The organism is Rhodococcus sp. RS1C4 (assembly GCF_002258225.1).
GTDB lineage: Bacteria > Actinomycetota > Actinomycetes > Mycobacteriales > Mycobacteriaceae > Rhodococcoides > Rhodococcoides fascians_E.
Genome location: NZ_NOXZ01000021.1, coordinates 1 through 16,630 on the forward strand (window position 1 = coordinate 1; position 16,630 = coordinate 16,630).

General features: G+C 64.9%; 18 protein-coding genes. 8 read left to right on the forward strand and 10 right to left on the reverse strand.

Annotated elements, in window-relative coordinates; translation table 11 throughout:
• Positions 1-195 precede the first annotated feature (195 nt).
• Positions 196-627 (reverse strand): DUF5318 domain-containing protein, encoded by a 432-nt coding sequence (locus CH289_RS08710; protein ID WP_026347800.1) that lies wholly within the window; start codon positions 625-627, stop codon positions 196-198.
• 88 nt (positions 628-715) lie between these two features.
• Between CH289_RS08710 and CH289_RS08715 the strand changes: the two genes are divergently transcribed.
• The 4 genes from CH289_RS08715 (at position 716) to CH289_RS08730 (ending at position 4,222) form a co-directional block, all read left to right on the forward strand.
• Entirely contained in the window at positions 716-1,531 is an 816-nt protein-coding gene (locus CH289_RS08715) for a DUF1707 SHOCT-like domain-containing protein (RefSeq protein ID WP_080738070.1), read from the forward strand.
• Between the two features lie 7 nt (positions 1,532-1,538).
• A complete protein-coding gene (locus tag CH289_RS08720) occupies positions 1,539-2,393 on the forward strand; it encodes a DUF1707 SHOCT-like domain-containing protein (RefSeq protein ID WP_019665138.1) in 855 nt (284 codons plus the stop codon).
• Between the two features lie 157 nt (positions 2,394-2,550).
• On the forward strand, positions 2,551-3,132 hold the full coding sequence (locus tag CH289_RS08725; RefSeq protein ID WP_019665137.1) for a PadR family transcriptional regulator: 582 nt from the start codon (positions 2,551-2,553) through the stop codon (positions 3,130-3,132).
• Positions 3,125-4,222 (forward strand): inositol-3-phosphate synthase, encoded by a 1,098-nt coding sequence (locus CH289_RS08730; RefSeq protein WP_019665136.1) that lies wholly within the window; start codon positions 3,125-3,127, stop codon positions 4,220-4,222. Before CH289_RS08725 ends, CH289_RS08730 begins: the two co-directional genes overlap by 8 nt.
• Before the next feature lie 154 nt (positions 4,223-4,376).
• Here CH289_RS08730 and CH289_RS08735 read toward each other — a convergent pair whose 3' ends face one another.
• Genes CH289_RS08735 through CH289_RS08745 form a run of 3 tightly spaced genes read right to left on the reverse strand, consistent with a single transcriptional unit; the run spans position 4,377 to position 7,202 of the window.
• Complete coding sequence (locus CH289_RS08735) at positions 4,377-5,432, reverse strand: PDR/VanB family oxidoreductase (protein ID WP_019665135.1); 1,056 nt, start codon at positions 5,430-5,432, stop codon at positions 4,377-4,379.
• On the reverse strand, positions 5,429-6,307 hold the full coding sequence (locus tag CH289_RS08740) for a metal-dependent hydrolase (protein WP_019665134.1): 879 nt from the start codon (positions 6,305-6,307) through the stop codon (positions 5,429-5,431). The genes CH289_RS08735 and CH289_RS08740 overlap by 4 nt, the downstream gene beginning before the upstream one ends.
• Positions 6,285-7,202 (reverse strand): alpha/beta fold hydrolase, encoded by a 918-nt coding sequence (locus tag CH289_RS08745; RefSeq protein WP_094709340.1) that lies wholly within the window; start codon positions 7,200-7,202, stop codon positions 6,285-6,287. The genes CH289_RS08740 and CH289_RS08745 overlap by 23 nt, the downstream gene beginning before the upstream one ends.
• Positions 7,203-7,354: 152 nt before the next feature.
• Between CH289_RS08745 and CH289_RS08750 the strand changes: the two genes are divergently transcribed.
• On the forward strand, positions 7,355-8,041 hold the full coding sequence (locus CH289_RS08750; protein WP_019665132.1) for a TetR/AcrR family transcriptional regulator: 687 nt from the start codon (positions 7,355-7,357) through the stop codon (positions 8,039-8,041).
• Positions 8,042-8,081: 40 nt separating this feature from the next.
• Here CH289_RS08750 and CH289_RS28275 read toward each other — a convergent pair whose 3' ends face one another.
• The 4 genes from CH289_RS28275 to CH289_RS08765 are packed head-to-tail and all read right to left on the reverse strand — an operon-like array spanning position 8,082 to position 11,457.
• Complete coding sequence (locus CH289_RS28275; RefSeq protein ID WP_179276776.1) at positions 8,082-8,258, reverse strand: hypothetical protein; 177 nt, start codon at positions 8,256-8,258, stop codon at positions 8,082-8,084.
• Positions 8,255-9,076 (reverse strand): carbohydrate ABC transporter permease, encoded by an 822-nt coding sequence (locus tag CH289_RS08755; protein ID WP_019665130.1) that lies wholly within the window; start codon positions 9,074-9,076, stop codon positions 8,255-8,257. Before CH289_RS08755 ends, CH289_RS28275 begins: the two co-directional genes overlap by 4 nt.
• Entirely contained in the window at positions 9,073-10,155 is a 1,083-nt protein-coding gene (locus CH289_RS08760) for a carbohydrate ABC transporter permease (protein WP_179276777.1), read from the reverse strand. The genes CH289_RS08755 and CH289_RS08760 overlap by 4 nt, the downstream gene beginning before the upstream one ends.
• A gap of 30 nt (positions 10,156-10,185) precedes the next feature.
• Positions 10,186-11,457: an ABC transporter substrate-binding protein gene (locus CH289_RS08765; protein ID WP_094727776.1), complete on the reverse strand. Its 1,272-nt coding sequence runs from the start codon at positions 11,455-11,457 to the stop codon at positions 10,186-10,188.
• Positions 11,458-11,653: 196 nt separating this feature from the next.
• Between CH289_RS08765 and CH289_RS08770 the strand changes: the two genes are divergently transcribed.
• The 3 genes from CH289_RS08770 to CH289_RS08780 are packed head-to-tail and all read left to right on the forward strand — an operon-like array spanning position 11,654 to position 14,652.
• Positions 11,654-12,472 (forward strand): DUF2786 domain-containing protein, encoded by an 819-nt coding sequence (locus tag CH289_RS08770; protein WP_020110451.1) that lies wholly within the window; start codon positions 11,654-11,656, stop codon positions 12,470-12,472.
• A gap of 12 nt (positions 12,473-12,484) precedes the next feature.
• Positions 12,485-13,672 (forward strand): sensor histidine kinase, encoded by a 1,188-nt coding sequence (locus CH289_RS08775; RefSeq protein WP_019665126.1) that lies wholly within the window; start codon positions 12,485-12,487, stop codon positions 13,670-13,672.
• Entirely contained in the window at positions 13,669-14,652 is a 984-nt protein-coding gene (locus CH289_RS08780) for a hypothetical protein (protein WP_020110453.1), read from the forward strand. The genes CH289_RS08775 and CH289_RS08780 overlap by 4 nt, the downstream gene beginning before the upstream one ends.
• A gap of 6 nt (positions 14,653-14,658) precedes the next feature.
• Here the strand turns inward: CH289_RS08780 and CH289_RS08785 are convergent, their stop codons facing one another.
• Positions 14,659-15,735: an ABC transporter ATP-binding protein gene (locus CH289_RS08785; protein ID WP_026347797.1), complete on the reverse strand. Its 1,077-nt coding sequence runs from the start codon at positions 15,733-15,735 to the stop codon at positions 14,659-14,661.
• Between the two features lie 95 nt (positions 15,736-15,830).
• Positions 15,831-16,625: a MerR family transcriptional regulator gene (locus CH289_RS08790; protein ID WP_094727777.1), complete on the reverse strand. Its 795-nt coding sequence runs from the start codon at positions 16,623-16,625 to the stop codon at positions 15,831-15,833.
• Positions 16,626-16,630 lie beyond the last annotated feature (5 nt).

The window sequence follows — 16,630 nt, forward strand, 5'->3', positions numbered from 1 at the left end:
CCTTCGGGGGACGTGGGCCCGGCGGACGACCGGAGGTGCCGGGGGGCACGTTCGGTGGGCGCCTGGACGGGTCACGATCCCCGGAGCTACCGCCGGGGGTGTTGTCGTAGGGGGAACTCACGTACAGAACTCCAGTGGTCTTGGGCGGGCACTACTCACATGGAAGACCGGGGTCGGTCAGCGCATGCGATTGTGTCACTCGCTCGCTGTTCGACGGCCAGGTCCGCGAGAATTGGACCGAGACCGTCGCGGTTGCTTGGGCGCGGGCACGGCGCCGAGGACATAGGACTGCACGAGGTGGTTCCAGCTGCAGGACCTGCAGACCTCCACCACGTGGACGGAGAATTCCTCCTGCGTCGCGGCGAGGCGTACCAGCTCGTCCGCGGTGCGAGCGGAACCGGACAGTGGGCCCAGTTTCTCGCCGAACACCCAGGAGACGTGGGTGAGCTGTTCCTTCCTGCAGATCGGGCAGACGACGTCGCTGCCGCGGCCGTGGAACTTGGCGGCCCGGAGCAGATAGGGATCGGCGTCGCACACGGCGCTCACTCCGGTCCTGCCCGAGTACACCTCGGCAAGCAGCGACCGTCGCTGAAGGGCGTAGTCCACCACCTGTCGCTGAAGTCGCACGAGAACCAGAGTACGTGCGGCCGCCGACGGGTGGGCGCCGGTGTCACCGCATCTGGGCAATTCGGGGACCCGAAACTATGCTCCACCTGTGCCGACGCGACTTCCGCCCTCCACCCGGGCGAGGGATACCGACCGAACTCAGGCATGCGCCACTCTCGACGAGGCCCGGGCCGACGGTCAATTGTCCGAGGAGGAGCACGCGGCGCGTATCGACCTGGCGATGGAAGCGGAGACGCTGGCGGATCTGCACTCGCTCATCGAGGACCTGCAGAACGAGACCGACCTTGCTCCCATGGCCGACCCGATCGAGCTGGTACATCCGGTTCGCACGGCGAGGTCGTCGCGCCTGGGGTTCTTCGCGGTCGCGATTCCGCTGGTGGCAGCGGCCGTCGCGATCACGTTCGGTGTCAGGTCGTGCGCTGCGGAGGGCGACCCCGTCGCCACCTACGGTGAGATGGGCTACCAGAACCCCGCCATCGTGGCGGATATCGCAGCCGCTCTGCAGGCTCGGACGGGCACCACCGTCGTGGACAGTCTCGGTCTGTACGAGTCCTACGCGATCCTCAGGATGCCCGCGCCCGGGGCGCCGCAGAAGCAGGTCACCTACGACTTCCGCGACGGCGTGCTCGAATTCGACGAGGACTGGTCGACGTCCAGGCGGGCGGATCAGCAGCAGATCGATCTCGCGACGGTCGACCTACCGAAGTTGGCTGCCGTCGTGGCCGGAGCTGCGGCGAGCCTGAATCTGTCGAGGATCGACAGCCTCAACATTCAGATGCGAGGTGAGTCCGACGGTCCCGAGGTGTTGATCAGCGCAGACAACACCGACGAGGAAAGCGGCACCATGTCGGTCGATCCGGCAGGCAACTTCTTGTACGTGACCCCGTTCCAGTTCGGGAAGTAGGACTCTCATGGCGGCGAAATACCGTTCCACCGCATTCCGCGCACGCGACATCGACCGCGCGCTCACCGCGTCGGCGCTCGACACGGCCTACGCCGACGGTCAGCTGTCCTTCGGCGAGCATCGTCTGCGCAGCGAACGGGCCCGCAACGCGGTGACCTTGGACGAACTGCACCGTCTGGTCAGCGATCTGCAACTCGACGTCGATCTCCCCGAACCCGTTGCCCGACGGTCCGCGCCGAAACCCCGCGTGTTTCTCGCTCTCGGATCCGTCGTGATCATCGCCGCCGGGTTGGCACTGTTCTTCGCGACCCGAGACTCCGAGGAGGAACCCGTTGTAGCGCAACAGGAGACGACGGTGTCACCACCCTCGCAACCGTCGATGCCCCTGCCGGCGGACGTGACGCCGATCGTCGCGCAGCCGTTCGTCTTCGACACCGCCGCGGGCCTCGAGGACTTCCGCAATCGGTACATCGAACGTTTCGGAACGACCGAGGTCCTGGAGTTGAGCATTCAGGTCGACGACGACAACCGCGCGGATGTGTACCGGGTCTCGGCAGACGGACGTCGGGAACGCGTCTTCGTCGCAGGCGGTTTCGAGGTGTATCGCACCACCGACCTGCTGGATCCGTCCGAGATTCCGTTCGATTGGACGCTCGTCGACTCAGGCGTCGTTGCCGGTCTGATCGCCGGAGCACCGGCGGCCGTGGGGGTTCCCGATGCAGTTGCCGACTGGGTGACCATCGACACCGACGACGGCGTTCCGCAGATTGCAGTGACGGCGTACGACGCCGACCGTCGCGGCGGCCGGATCGTGGCGGATCTCGCGGGCAACATCGTGCGCGTCTCGCCGTACTCCGGCTGACCCCTTCACCTGCGTCGGCAGGAATCTGCGCTTTAGATTAATGTCCTTACATTATGACTTGTATAGATGTATGTACATATATCGAGCCGATACATTTTGTGTATATGCTCGGGAACCGCATCAGGTGCACGACTACACGTCGAGGGGAGAGGTAGGCATGCTCGAGCTGGCAATTCTCGGTCTGCTACTTCAATCCCCGATGCACGGATACGAGCTGCGTAAACGACTGACCGGACTCCTCGGAGCATTCAGAGCGTTCTCCTACGGTTCGCTCTACCCGGCCCTGCGCCGCCTACAGGCGGACGGGCTGATCGCCGAGAACGACGGTCCGGACACACTCGTGAAGCGGCGAGCACGTCGGGTCTACGAGCTCACACCCAAGGGCAAGCAGAGATTCGCCGAGCTCGTTGCGGACACGGGACCGCAGAACTACACGGACGACGGTTTCGGCGTGCATCTCGCCTTCTTCAGCCGGACGCCGGCGGAAGCGCGGCTGCGCATCCTCGAAGGCAGACGTCGTCAAGTCGAGGAGCGCAGAGAAGGGCTCCGCGAAGCGGTGGATCGAGCCAGCGGGACGCTCGACCGCTACACCCGTCAGTTACATCAGCTCGGACTCGAATCCAGCGAACGAGAAGTCCGCTGGCTCAACGAAGTGATCGCTGCCGAGCAGGCGGGCCCGACCGCCACGCCCAACCCGAAAAGCGTTACGAACAAAGAAGGAGAACCCGAACATGGGTGAGAACAACAACACTTCGGACGGCAACGCCATCCGGGTAGCCATCGTGGGTGTGGGCAACTGCGCCGCGTCGCTCGTCCAAGGCGTCGAGTACTACAAGGACGCCGACGAGAACGTCACCGTTCCCGGCCTCATGCACGTCAAGTTCGGCAAGTACCACGTCCGCGACGTGGAATTCGTCGCCGCGTTCGACGTCGACGCCAAGAAGGTCGGATTCGACCTCTCCGACGCGATCTTCTCGAGCGAGAACAACACCATCAAGATCGCCGACGTACCGCCGAAGGACGTTCAGGTTCTGCGCGGACCGACCCTCGACGGGCTCGGAAAGTACTACCGCGAGACCATCACCGAGGCCGACGGCGAAGCGGTGGACGTCGCCCAGGCCCTCCGCGACGCCAAGGTCGACGTGCTCGTGTCCTACCTCCCCGTGGGATCGGAAGAGGCAGACAAGTTCTACGCACAAGCCGCTATCGATGCCGGTGTCGCGTTCGTCAACGCTCTGCCCGTGTTCATCGCCAGCGACCCCGTCTGGGCCCAGAAGTTCGTCGACGCAGGTGTTCCCATCGTCGGCGACGACATCAAGAGCCAGGTCGGTGCCACCATCACGCACCGCGTCATGGCAAAGCTGTTCGAGGATCGCGGTGTTCAGCTCGACCGCACCATGCAGCTCAACGTCGGCGGCAACATGGACTTCCTCAACATGCTCGAGCGCAGCCGCCTCGAGTCGAAGAAGATCTCCAAGACCCAGGCCGTCACGTCGAACCTGCAGCGCGAATTCAACACGAAGGACGTCCACATCGGGCCGAGCGACCACGTCGGCTGGCTCGACGACCGCAAGTGGGCGTACGTCCGCCTCGAAGGCCGCGCCTTCGGTGACGTGCCGTTGAACCTCGAGTACAAGCTCGAAGTATGGGACTCGCCCAACTCGGCCGGTGTCATCATCGACGCCGTCCGCGCCGCCAAGATCGCCCTCGACCGCGGCATCGGTGGACCGGTCATCCCGGCATCGGCCTACCTGATGAAGAGCCCTCCCAAGCAGCTCGCCGACGACGTCGCGCGCCAGCAGCTCGAAGCGTTCATCATCGACGCCTAGCCCTCACATGAGTGGAGCGGAGCCTGACGGTCACTCCGCAGGCTCCGCTCCCGGGTGGCCTGCGGGTCACTCCGCAGGCTCCACTCCCGGTGGCCTGCAGGTCACTCCGCAGGCTCCGCTCCCGGTGGCCTGAGGGTCACTCCGCAGGCTCCGCTCACAGTGCGAGGGTCACTTCGTCCCCGTCGGTGCGCTCGGTGCAGATCAGCATTCCGTCGGGCGCGTGCGTTGCAGGGACTCGGCAGGTACCGCAGAAGCCCTGACGACAGGAGTACGCGACGTCCGGGCGCAACGGCATGACCGCGTCCAGGATCGACCTGTCCGCCGGGACCGTCACCCGTTCGCCGGTACTGGCGAGGACCACCTGGAATTCGACGCCGTTCACAATCGGTGGTGCCGAGAACCTTTCGAAGTGAAATTCCGACTCCGGGTCGACTCCACGTTGCAGTGTGCCGATCATCGGCATCGGTCCGCACGCGTAGATCGCCGCTCCCGGCTGCGATCCTTCCAGCAACATCTCCGACGTCGGGATTCCGTCGACATCGTCGGTTCGAAGCGTCACCGAGCCGCCGAACTCGTCGAGTTCACCCAGGAACGGCAACGACTCTCGGCTTCTGCCGGTGTAGACCATCGACCAGTCGAGTCCCAGTCGGTGCGCCAGCCTCATCATCGGGAGAATCGGCGTGATCCCGATCCCGCCCGCGACGAAATGCAGACTGTCCGCGGGTGATCCGAAACCGGGAACTGCGAAGGCGAACGCGTTTCGCGGACCTCGGACGGTCAAACTGCTGCCGACCTCCAGGTCGTGCATCTCGATCGATCCGCCGCCGCCGTCCGGAATGCGCCGCACTGCAATGCGATAGCGGGTGCTGTCCGCGGGATCCCCGCACAGAGAGTACTGACGCAGCCTCCCCGAGGGCATCTCGACGTCGATGTGCGCTCCTGCGCGCCAGGACGGTAGCTCGCCGCCGTGCGCCGCCGACAGAACGAAGCTCACGACGTTCTCGTCGAACGCCTCGATGCGACGCTCGGAAACGACTACCTCGAGTCGCCGATCGTCCGTCGCGCCCACGAACTCCTTGCGATGCAGTAGACGCATCGTGCCCATGTGCGCGTTCATGACCCGTTCCAGCACTCGGAGGAGCGGGTCCCGTTCGTGACGACCGTAGAGGTCACCGGGCATCGTGGTCGGTACAGGTAGCTGGAGGTTCACGGCAGTGCCGATCGGGCAGCGGGGGACTTCGCCAGATAGGCGACGGCTTGGGCGGTGTCGCCCTCGTCCTCCGGGGTGTACGACGGTTTCAGGTACCGTGCAACGCCTTTCGTCATCTGGGCGAGCGACGGGAGTGATCCTCTGCGCATCGCACCCAACCATTGCAGCCACAGGACGAGGTAACCCCGGTCGGTCAGCGTCGGATCCTGGCGGACGATGAATCGCGTGCCGCGCAGCATCAGTACGATGAAGCCGATAAAGGCGATGAGCATCGAGAAGTTTCGCCGGAAGTACCCGACGCCGAAATACGTTGCCACGTCGTGGGCGACGTTGCGGTGCTCCACTTCCTCGGCACCGTGCCAGCGATAGAGATCCACCATCGCGGGGTCGCCGTCGAAGTCGTCCCATCTCGAGTTCAGCGCGTAGTCACCGAGAAAGGCCGTCAGGTGCTCGATCGCGCCGATCATCGCGATTCGTCCGACCAGCTGCTGCTTCTGGGCTCTCGCCGACAGCGCCGGCCGAGGCCCGAGCACCTTGCGCATCAAATATTCGGAGTGCGACGTGAACGGCCTCGGATCGACGCCGTGTGCGTCGAGGTAGTCGTACAACACCACATTGTGCGTCTCGGCGTGCATGGCTTCCTGCCCGATGAAGCCGAGGACGTCCTCGCGCAGTTTCGCGTCGGCGATCAGGGGGAGAGCTTCGGTGTAGGTGGCGCAGAACCACCGCTCCCCCTCGGGGAGTAGTAGATTCAACGCGCTGAGACTGTGCGAGGCGATGGGCTCGTTCGGCATCCAATGCAACGGAGTATCCGACCAGTCGAAGGCGACGTTACGTGCCTGCAAGGACACTTCACCGGGGTCGTGTTCGTTCACGATCGATCCTTTCCACGAACTTCGTTGTTTCGGCGGCGACGAGAGCCGGGTTCTTCAGGGGGAGCCAGTGCCCGGAGCGCACATCGGTGCGGCTGACCCGTGACACCCACCGCTCGATGCCGTCGAACGATGCGGGTCTGATGGCAGGGTCCCGTCGCGTGACCAGCAAGTGGACCGGAACGTGTGTGTACCGCTCCGTCGGCCTCAGGACCTTCTGAAGGACGTTGGCGCGGTAGATGCGCAACCCGTCGACCATGTCGCGGTTCAGGGTCGGCGCGACATGGAGATTTCGCTTGTCCACGCGTTCGACGATGCGCAGGAGCAACGACCAGATCCAGCGCCTACCGAAGATGCGGAAGAAAGTCCGAGACAGCGGCCCCGACATGAAGAACAGCGTGTACGCACCCGAGACCAGCTGAGTGAGTTTCTGCCACAGCGCTTTCGGACTCGTCGGTGTGGACTGCAGCCACATTCCCATATGGTCGAGGCTCGGGCCCGAGATCGAGGTGAACGACGCGATTCTGGTGTCGGCACCCGGCTCGCAAATTGCCTCCCACACCTGAACCGATCCCCAGTCGTGAGCGAGAACGTGCACCGGTATCGACCCCGCCACTGCGTCGACGACGGCCATGAAATCCGCGGCCAACTGTTCGAGCGTCATCTCCGTGACGGTGCCGTCACCGAAGGACTCGCCGTGACCACGCGTGTCGTACGTGACGACGTGGAACTTGTCGGTCAGCAACGGGACCACCGCGTCCCACAGGTGATGGGTGTCCGGCCAGCCGTGCACCAGCACCAGCACCGGGCCGTCGAAGTTGCCGAACTCCTGCACGTAGAGCCCCGCACCGTCGACACGCACGGTGCGTGTTCGGTCGCGCGCCTTCTCGATGGTCATGCCCACTCCCCGCTTGTTCCCGTCGATCCGCCCCGTACCGATAGTACGTTTAACGTTACCGCCGGTACGCCATTGCTGTGAACTCTCCACAATCTCCGCGGAGGTGTCAAGACACGACCGCCTCCACCTGGGGCGACACCTAGAATGACCAGATGCCTACCTCGCGAGATCCCGAAGCCCGCAGAACCAGGGCACGTGAGGAGTTCGTCGACGCGACGTTCAGGGTCATCGACGCGCACGGACCGAACCCGAGCATGAACGACATCGCGCGGGAGGCAGGTGCCACGAAGCCGAGGCTGTACCGGCAGTTCGCGGACAAGGCAGATCTGTACAGCGCCGTGGCACAGCGCATGGCCGACGAGGTCTACACGCTCGCCGTATCCGACTTCAACTTCCTGCTCGACGCACCGGTGTCCGCGCTACGACATGCGATCTCCGGTTACGCGGATGTGGTGGGGCGCCACCCCAACGTCTTCCGGTTCCTCGCCCAGTCCAGATCCACTCCCGAAGACCCTGCGATCGCTCCGCCCCTCGACATCGGGCGTGATATCGCGACACGCTTCGCCACCGTCGCGAAGACGATTCTCGATTCGGTCGACGCCGACACCTCGGGCATCGAATACGCGTGCCGCGCCGCCGTCGGGGCTCTCCTGGCCGCAACCGACCTCTGGCTGGACGACACGGAACTCGACGCAGGCGACTTCGTCGACCAACTCACGACCCTTGTCTGGGGACTGCTCGACGCATTCCTGCAGCGCAAGGAAATCGACCTCGACGGCGACGTGCCGATCTTCATGACCCTGGCAAAGCTCAAGGCAGGAGCGGAGCCGGCGGAGTGACCCGATCAGGCAGGAGCGCAGCCGGCGGAGTGACCCGCCGTCAGGCTCGGATTTTGCGCACCACGTAGGTCAGGGCGGCGAGGAGGCCGAGCAGAAGGCCGGAGGGCCAGACGGGCGGGTCTCCGCCGAGGATGCCTGCGACTGCGGCGATGAAGGCCATCAGTGCGAAGAAGCCGAGGATGCCGGCGAGGATCTGCAGGTGATCCTGAGCGGTCATGATTTCACGCCGCCTGCGGTGAGTCCGGAGATGATGCGGCGCTGGAAGATCAGCACCATGACGACGAGTGGGATGGCGACGATGGTTCCCGCTGCCATGATCGCCGCATACGGCACGACGTGTGGGTCGTTGCCGGAGAAGCGTGCGATGGCCACGGTGACGGGTTCGGTTTTGTCGCTGGAGAGCTGGCTGGCGAGCAGGTACTCGTTGACTGCGGCGATGAACGCGAGGATTGCGGTGGTGAAGAGTGCCGGCGCGGCCAACGGAAGCATCACCAGGCGGAATGCCTGGAACCGTCCGGCGCCGTCGATGCGGGCGGCTTCTTCCAGTTCCCAGGGCAGTTCGGCGAAGAATGCCGTCAGTGTGTAGATGGTCAGGGGCAGCACGAAGGAGATGTTGGGGATGATCATCGCCTGGTAGCTGCCGATCCATCCGATGTTCGTGAAGAACTGGAACAGCGGTGTCACCAGAGCGACGACGGGGAACATCGATGCTCCCAGGACGATGCCGACGACGATGTACTTGAATCGAAAGTCGATGCGGGACAGCGCGTATGCGCAGAAGATTCCGATCACCAGCGCGATGAACGTGGTGACGCCGCCGATGATCAGGCTGTTGGCGACTGCACGGAGGAAGTTGTTTCCGTTGCTCGTGGACAGAGCGTTGCTGAAGTTCTCCGTGGTCACGTGCGTCGGCCAGGGTGTGGTGTCGAACGTGTACCGCGGGTCGCGGAACGCAGTGACAGCCATCCAGTAGAACGGCGCGAGCCCCCATACGAGGATGATCACGACGCCGAGGTAGATACGGGCGGTCTTCATCGGATCGTGCCTTTTCTTTGGTTCTCCTGTGTGGCAACCGCGTTCGCGCCGAGGAATTTCACGAGCGCGAAGGCGACGATGAAGATCATGACGAACGAGATGGTCGACAGGGACGCCGCTGCGTTGAACCCTTGCCGGATCTGCTCGACCACGAGAATCGAGATGGTCCGCGTCGCCGGGTTGCCCTCGGTGAGGATGGCGGGCAGGTCGTACATCCGGAGCGCGTCCATCGTGCGGAAGAGAATGGCCACCATCAGCGCGGGCTTGACGAGCGGAAGTGTGATCTTGGTGAACCGTTGCCACGCGGACGCCCCGTCGACGCGCGCTGCCTCGTACACATCGGACGGAATCATCTGCAGGCCTGCGAGAATCAGCAGTGCCATGAACGGTGTCGTCTTCCAGACGTCGGCGATGATGACCGCGAACCTTGCCGGCCACGCGTCTCCCGTCCACAGGATCTGTGTGCCGAGAAGCTTGTTGGCGATTCCGTCGTAGCTGAAGATGAAGTACCAGAGCTTGGCGGTCACCGCCGTCGGGATCGCCCACGGGATCAGAATGGCGGCACGCAGCAAGGCACGGCCGGCGAACGTCTTGCCCATGATGACGGCCATCGCGAATCCGATGACCACCTCGATGGACACCGTCACGACGGTGAAGAACGCCGTGTTGCCGACCGCACCCCAGAACTGCGAGCCCAGGGTTCCCGGTGGGCACGGAACGAGCGTGCCCGACGCCGACGTGCACTGCTGCAGAATCCAGTGCGTGTAGTTGGAGAATCCGGCGCTACCGCCCTTGACGAACATTCCCGTCGCGGGATCGAGACCGGCGTCCTTCTGGAAGGACATGACGACGGCACGAATTACCGGATAGGCGATGACGATTGCGAGAATCACCAGAGTCGGCGCGATGAGCAACCAGGCGCGCCCGGCACTCAGCCCGAATCGTCTCTTCTTGTCGGTGCGCACATGCCGACCTGATGGAGTCACTCCGCTGGCTGCGCTCCCGCCGCGGCCGGAGGATGATCCCCCGGCCGCGTCGACGTTTACAGCCCCACTGGGTTCACCAGTAGGTAGAGCCATGAAATTCTCCTGAAATCGAAAGCCGAAGGCTTAGTTAGCGCCTGCGGACTCGATGCCGGCCTGGATGTCGGCGATAGCCTGGTCGACCTGCTTCTCACCCTTGATCGCGGCGGCGGTGTTGTCCTGGATGGCCTTCGACACTGCCGGGTAGAACGGCGTGACGGGACGCGGGACCGCGTTCTCGATCGATTCCTTCAGGGCCGGGAGGTACGGCATCTCGGCGATGAGGGCCGGGTCGTCGTACAGCGATGCAAGTACGGGAGGCAGTGCGCCCTCGGCGATGATGCGCTGAGCCTGCTCACCCTGGAGGAAGCGAAGGAAGTCGGCGGCCGTGGCCTTGTTCTGCGAGAACGCGCTGATCGCTGCGTTGTATCCGCCGAGGGTGGAGGTTCCGACGCCGGTGACGCCGGGAAGTGGCGCGACACCGTACTTTCCGGCGACTGCGGAGCCTTCCTTGGCTGCTGTGCCGTAGACGTACGGCCAGTTACGCAGGTAGAGCGCCTTGCCGTCCTCGAATGCCTGCTGGCTCTCGGGCTCCTTGAACGTGGTGTCCTGGGCGGGGATGACGTTGTTCTGGAACGCCGTCACGAGTGCCTGCAGGCCTGCCTTGGCTTCGGGGGAGTCGACGGTCGGGGTCTTGCCGTCCTCGGCGACGAACGATCCGCCGTGGGCGTTGATGATCTCCGACGCGTTGACCGTCAGGCCCTCGTAGGACGCGAACTGTCCTGCGTAGCAGTCGATGTTGTTCTCCACGGCGACGGTGCAGCTGGCCGTCAGCTCGTCCCAGGTGGTGGGGGCTGCGGGCACGAGGTCGGTGCGGTAGAACAGCAGACCGCCGTTGGTGTTCTTCGGGGCCGCGTACTGGGTGCCGTTGTACGTCGCGCTGTCCACCGTCGACGGGAGGATTCCGGCGTTGTCGAGGGCGAATTCGCCCTCGAGCGGCACGAGCCAGCCCTTCGCCGCGAACTCGGCCGTCCAGATGACGTCGAGAGCCATCACGTCGTAGTCGCTCTGCTCGGCCTGAAGGTGCTGGACCAGGTCGTCGTGTGCCTGGTCGGCGTCGTTGGACTGTTCCTTGAAGGTGACCTGCTCGTCCGGGTTGTCCGCGTTCCACTCTTCGATGATCTGACGGACGACACCGGTTTCGGTGGTGTCCTTGCCTTCGACGTAGGTGATGGGTCCGCGGCCGTCGGTGTTCTCGGATGCGGAATCACTGGATCCGCTGTCGCTGGAACATGCGGTGAGCGTCAGCAGCGAGGCTGCTGTTGCGAGCACCGCCACCTTCGAGATCAAAGACGCCATGAGTTCTCTCCACTTGCTTCGTACACGGTGGTGTGTGTGGGAGGCGGCACAGTTGATGTGCGAATGTGCTCCCCCCGACGCACATGTCGATAGGAACTTATACACATTTCGGTCGCCGCGGGCCATTACCGGCGTTGCTGAATCGGTCAACCCTCACGCGACGGGTCTGTCGGTGAGTGGTTGTAGCCTCGCCCAGGTGACTTCGGACAAGATGCTGACCAGAATCGGTGGGCTTCTCCGCCAGGCGGAGTCGACGGACAATCCGCACGAGGCGGAAGCGTTCATGGAGGCCGCACAGCGTCTCGCGACGTCGACGTCGATCGATCTGGCCGTGGCCCGCTCGCACAGCGCTTCGCGCGAGAAGCAGGCGACGCCGACGCAGCGCGTCGTCCCCATCGGAGAGGCAGGCAAACGCGGTCTGAAGACGTTCGTCCAGTTGTTCGTCTCGATCGCTGCGGCCAACGACGTGACGTGCGACGTCGCACGGTCGTCGACGCAGGTGTTCGCCTACGGTTTCGCGTCGGACATCGACACCACCGAGGCGCTGTATTCGAGCCTTCTCGTCCAGATGGTGCGGGCGTCGGACGCCTACATCAAATCGGGCGAGTACAAGAACGAGACTGCGGTACGCACGGTGGTGGAAAAGATCGGTCGCCGACGCTACAAGCGCCAGGAGACGGTCGTCGTCGCTGCGGTCACGGCGCGGTTGAACTTTCAGACTGCCTTCGCCACGCGGGTGGGCAAGCGCCTCGCCGCGGTGAAGAAGGAAGCGGAATCGAAGGCAGTGTCCGAGGAGAAACCGGACGCGGGCACGGCTCTTGTCCTGCGGAACAAGGAGGTCGAGCTGAAGGATTACTACTCGTCGAATTCCACCGCGCGCGGCACCTGGCGGAGCCGAAGCGCGGGTGCGGGGTACTCGCACGGCGCCAGTCGCGCGGGGGACAGGGCGGGCCGCACTGCGCGGCTCGGGGGTGAAACCGAGATCGGCCGCGGTTCGAAGCAGCTCGGGCGGTAATCTGACCTCATCGTGACGTGGCGTAGGCAGACGAACAGCCGTGAATTCTCACCCGGCGAGCGCCTACGCATCCTGGTCGCCCGCTTTCTCGGGGTAGGTTTCCTCGGATATTTCTTCGTGTCCCTGTCCGGAATTGCGGAGGGCGCTGGCATTCTCGCGTCGTGGTGGACGCCGCTGGCCGTGGTGCTGATCTTCGGTCCCGGTGTCGGACTGCTGGTCGCGGCGCTGGCTCGTCCCCGCCGAATCGGTCCAGCGGCAGGTTCGGCGGCCGTCGGAATTCTGATCGCCGCCTGCCTGTGGTTCCTCGCGTGGAACGGGGATGTGCTGCACGGTTCTGCACGGGGCACGTGGATGTCGGCGTTCGCGGGTATGGCTGGTCTGTGCGCGACACTCGCGTGGAAGCCGTGGATCGCGTTCGCCGTCCAGTTCGTCGCAACCTCGACCATCGCCACCGTCGACCAGGTCGGGTTGTTCGGCAACCGCGCATCACAGTCCGACATCGTCTATGCCGCGGTGTGGTCGTTCGGGTTGTCGGCGCTGTTGACCGCCGCGGTGATCATGGCGCTGCGGAGCGGATCGATACTGGATTCCACCAAGCAATCGCTCGATCGCAGTGCGGCGATAGCCGCTGCCGCGCAGGCGCGCGAACGCGAGAAAGCGCGGTTCGATTCGCTGATCCACGACCAGGTGCTGAGCACTCTGCTGGCGACGGATCGCGCCGATCCCGGTGGCAGGCTCGTGACCGACGCGAGGTCTGCTCTGGCCGAGCTGGACCGCGTCGTCGACGATTCCAGCCGAGACGCGACGGTGTCGGCCGACGGCATATTCGCGCAACTGTCCACGTTGGGAGCCGACCACGGTGTCGCCGTCGGAGCAACCGTCGACGACGGTCGCTCTCAATACCCGGGAGCTGTGGCGTCCGCGGTGGTGGGCGCCTCGGCAGAGGCCGTACGCAACAGCGTCGTGCACGCGGGCCCCGCCGCGCAGTGCCGTATCGCCGTCGAGCTACGTCCCGGCCTCGTCCGTGTGACCGTCGAGGACGACGGTGTCGGATTCGACACCGCTACAACGGGGTCCGGCCGTCTCGGCATCGACGTCAGCATCGTCGGCCGGATGGCGCAGCTCGACGGCGGATGGTCTCGTATCCGCAGCGAGCCGGGTGCGGGCACGACGGTGATCGTCGAGTGGGCGGCGGTATGAGCTCGCTGCGGGGTGACGCGTCGACGATCATCGGAATGCAGTCACGGGGCTCTTACGCCGTCACCGCGTCGGTCGTGACTGCGGCTGCGGTCGCGATTCTCGGCCCCGGCGGCGACGGTGTCGCCGAGAAGTGCCTGGTGATAGCGCTTCTCGCGGTCGGCGCTGCGCTCCTCGTCGCCGTTCCAGGCGATCCGTTTCCGAAGTGGGCCTCAGTGACCGTCGCAGCGGTGCCGGCCGCGCAGTTCGTTGCACTGATCCGCGTCGTGGACACGGGGGCGACGCAGTCCCAGGCGGTGACCACCACGGTCGGGGGAGGGGCGGCGCTCTGCGCGTTCCTCTGTGTACGGGGGAGGATTCGCTGGGCGTGGGCAGGCCAACTGGCTGCGTTCGCGGTGTACTGGACCGCTGCCCCTGACTTCGCCGGTGCAGCATCGACTTTCGTCACGGGTGCCGGGGTCATGATCATGGCGACGTTCTTCGCTTTCGCCGTCCGGCCGGCAGCAGCGTCGATCTACTCGCTCCGCCGAGAACGCGCTGCGACGTTCGCCGAGCGCGCCGCCGTGAGCGCGGCCGAACAGGAACGTGAGCACCAACTACATCGGCTCGACGACTTGGTTCGCCCTGTCCTGAGGCGCATCGCCGACAACCCACTGGACGACGCCGCCCGCACCGAGGCGCTGCTGGTGGAAGCCACCCTGCGGGACAGCATTCGCGCCCGCGCACTGGACGTGCCGGTGGTGGTGGCCGCAGCGCGAGCCGCCCGCGAGCGGGGCGTCACCGTGCAGTTGCTCGACGACGGTGGCCTGACCGACCAACCTCGTCGGGTCGCCGACGAAGTACGCCGCGCGGTGGCGCGCAGTTTGGACGGTGCGGACGCAGGGACCGTCACCGTGCGCATCCACCCGGCGGGGCGGACGGCACTGGCGACGATCGTGGTGACCGACGGCGACGACGTTGTTCGTACGGAACTCCCTACGTGAGTGGGGTCAGCTGAGCCGGACCCCGGCCTCGGAGCCGTCGAACACGTGCGCATGCGCCTCGTCGAATCGGATGCCGACCACGTCACCTTTCTGCGGGGGATCACGCCAGTCCGCGCGGGCGACGATCGTCTGGGTGGTGCCGTTGATGTCGGCCCGACCGAAGACGAAGGCCTCGGAACCGAGTTCTTCGACGACGTCGACCTCCAACTTCAGCCCGTCGGACACGATGTCGACGTGCTCGGGGCGAATGCCGAACACCACTTCGCTACCGGTCGAGCCGGCGAGCGTGCCCCGCGACACCGGGATGATCTGGTCACCGATCCGCACGCCACCGTCGGTGACGGGTACGCGGAACAAGTTCATCGACGGCGAGCCCATGAATCCGGCGACGAAGACGTTGGTCGGCGTGCGGTACAACTCGCGAGGTGATGCGCACTGCTGCAAGACACCACCTTTGAGCACCGCCACCCGGTCGCCCATGGTCATTGCCTCGACCTGATCGTGGGTGACGTAGACGGTGGTCGTCGCGAGCCTGCGCTGCAGCTGAGCGATCTGCGTGCGCGTCTGCACCCGAAGTTTGGCGTCGAGGTTGGACAGCGGTTCGTCCATCAGGAATACCTGCGGTTGACGAACGATGGCCCGCCCCATGGCAACTCGCTGACGCTGACCACCGGACAGCGCTTTGGGCTTGCGGTCGAGGTACGCCTCCAGGTCGAGAAGCTTGGCCGCCTCGAGGACGCGGTTGCGGATCTCGTCCTTGCTCGCCTTCGCGAGCTTGAGGGCGAAACCCATGTTTTCGGCGACGGACATGTGCGGGTACAGCGCGTAGTTCTGGAACACCATCGCGATGTCGCGATCCTTGGGCTCGGCGTGGGTGACATCCTTGCCGCCGATGAGGATGCGGCCGCTGTTCACCTCCTCCAGACCGGCGAGCATGCGCAGCGACGTGGACTTACCGCAGCCCGACGGGCCGACGAGGACGAGGAATTCGCCGTCGGCGATCTCCAGGTCCAACGCATCCACCGCGGGGGTGTCGGAGCCGGGAAAAAGCCTGGTGGCACGGTCGAACGTGATCGAAGCCATGAAAAACAGATCCCTCCACCGGCAGGAACGTGCCGGACGATCCGAGTGTTGGGTGCCGACGGGTGCCGACGACGAATGGTAACCGCACCCGTCGGCTACGTTCCGAAAACCGGCCAGCCGATCTCGGTTCGCCATCGACTCGGGTCGGCAGTGTCGCGTGGTCCGACGTGATAGATCTCGTGCACCGGCCCGGCGATAGCGAGGCCGTTCGATTCGACGTACACCCCGAGCGCACCGTAGGTGACATCGATGTCGTCGTGGCTGCCGTGGTGCACCGTCGTCGCCAGCTCCGTTCCACCGATCGTCAGCGGTTGCACCCGCCCCAGCCGAGGTGCATCGGTCGTGGGCAGGTACACCGTCATCGTTCCCCGGCCGTCGGTGAACAGGTCGTTGTCGTACAACCCGCCAGGACTGCCGTCGGGGGAGACCACCGCGTCGAGCTCGGCCATGGCGTCGGAATACCACTCGAGCATGGTCGACGAGTCCACCTCGCCGGATATCGCGGCGACCGTGACCTTTTCGGTGACGAGACGCGTGACCTCCACGGAAGCCCCGGTCGGTCGGAGGAGCCTCTTCATCGCGCTGATCGACGACTCCGCTTCCTTCACCTGACGTTCGAGCCGTTCCAGATGCCCCAGAATCAGCCCGGCCCTCTGCGTCGGGTCCGCGGTGGTGACGATCGCCCGCACCTCGCGCTCCGGCATGTCGAAACTGCGAAACCGGCGGATGATCTGAGCCGTCGGCACCTGCGCCGTCGTGTAATAGCGATAACCGGAGTGGGCGTCGACCTCGGCGGGTTCGAGCATGCCGGATTCGTGATAGCGACGAAGCGTCTTCACCGACAGATGGGTGATGCGGGAGAACTCACCGATGGTGAGCAGGCCGTTCATGCCCA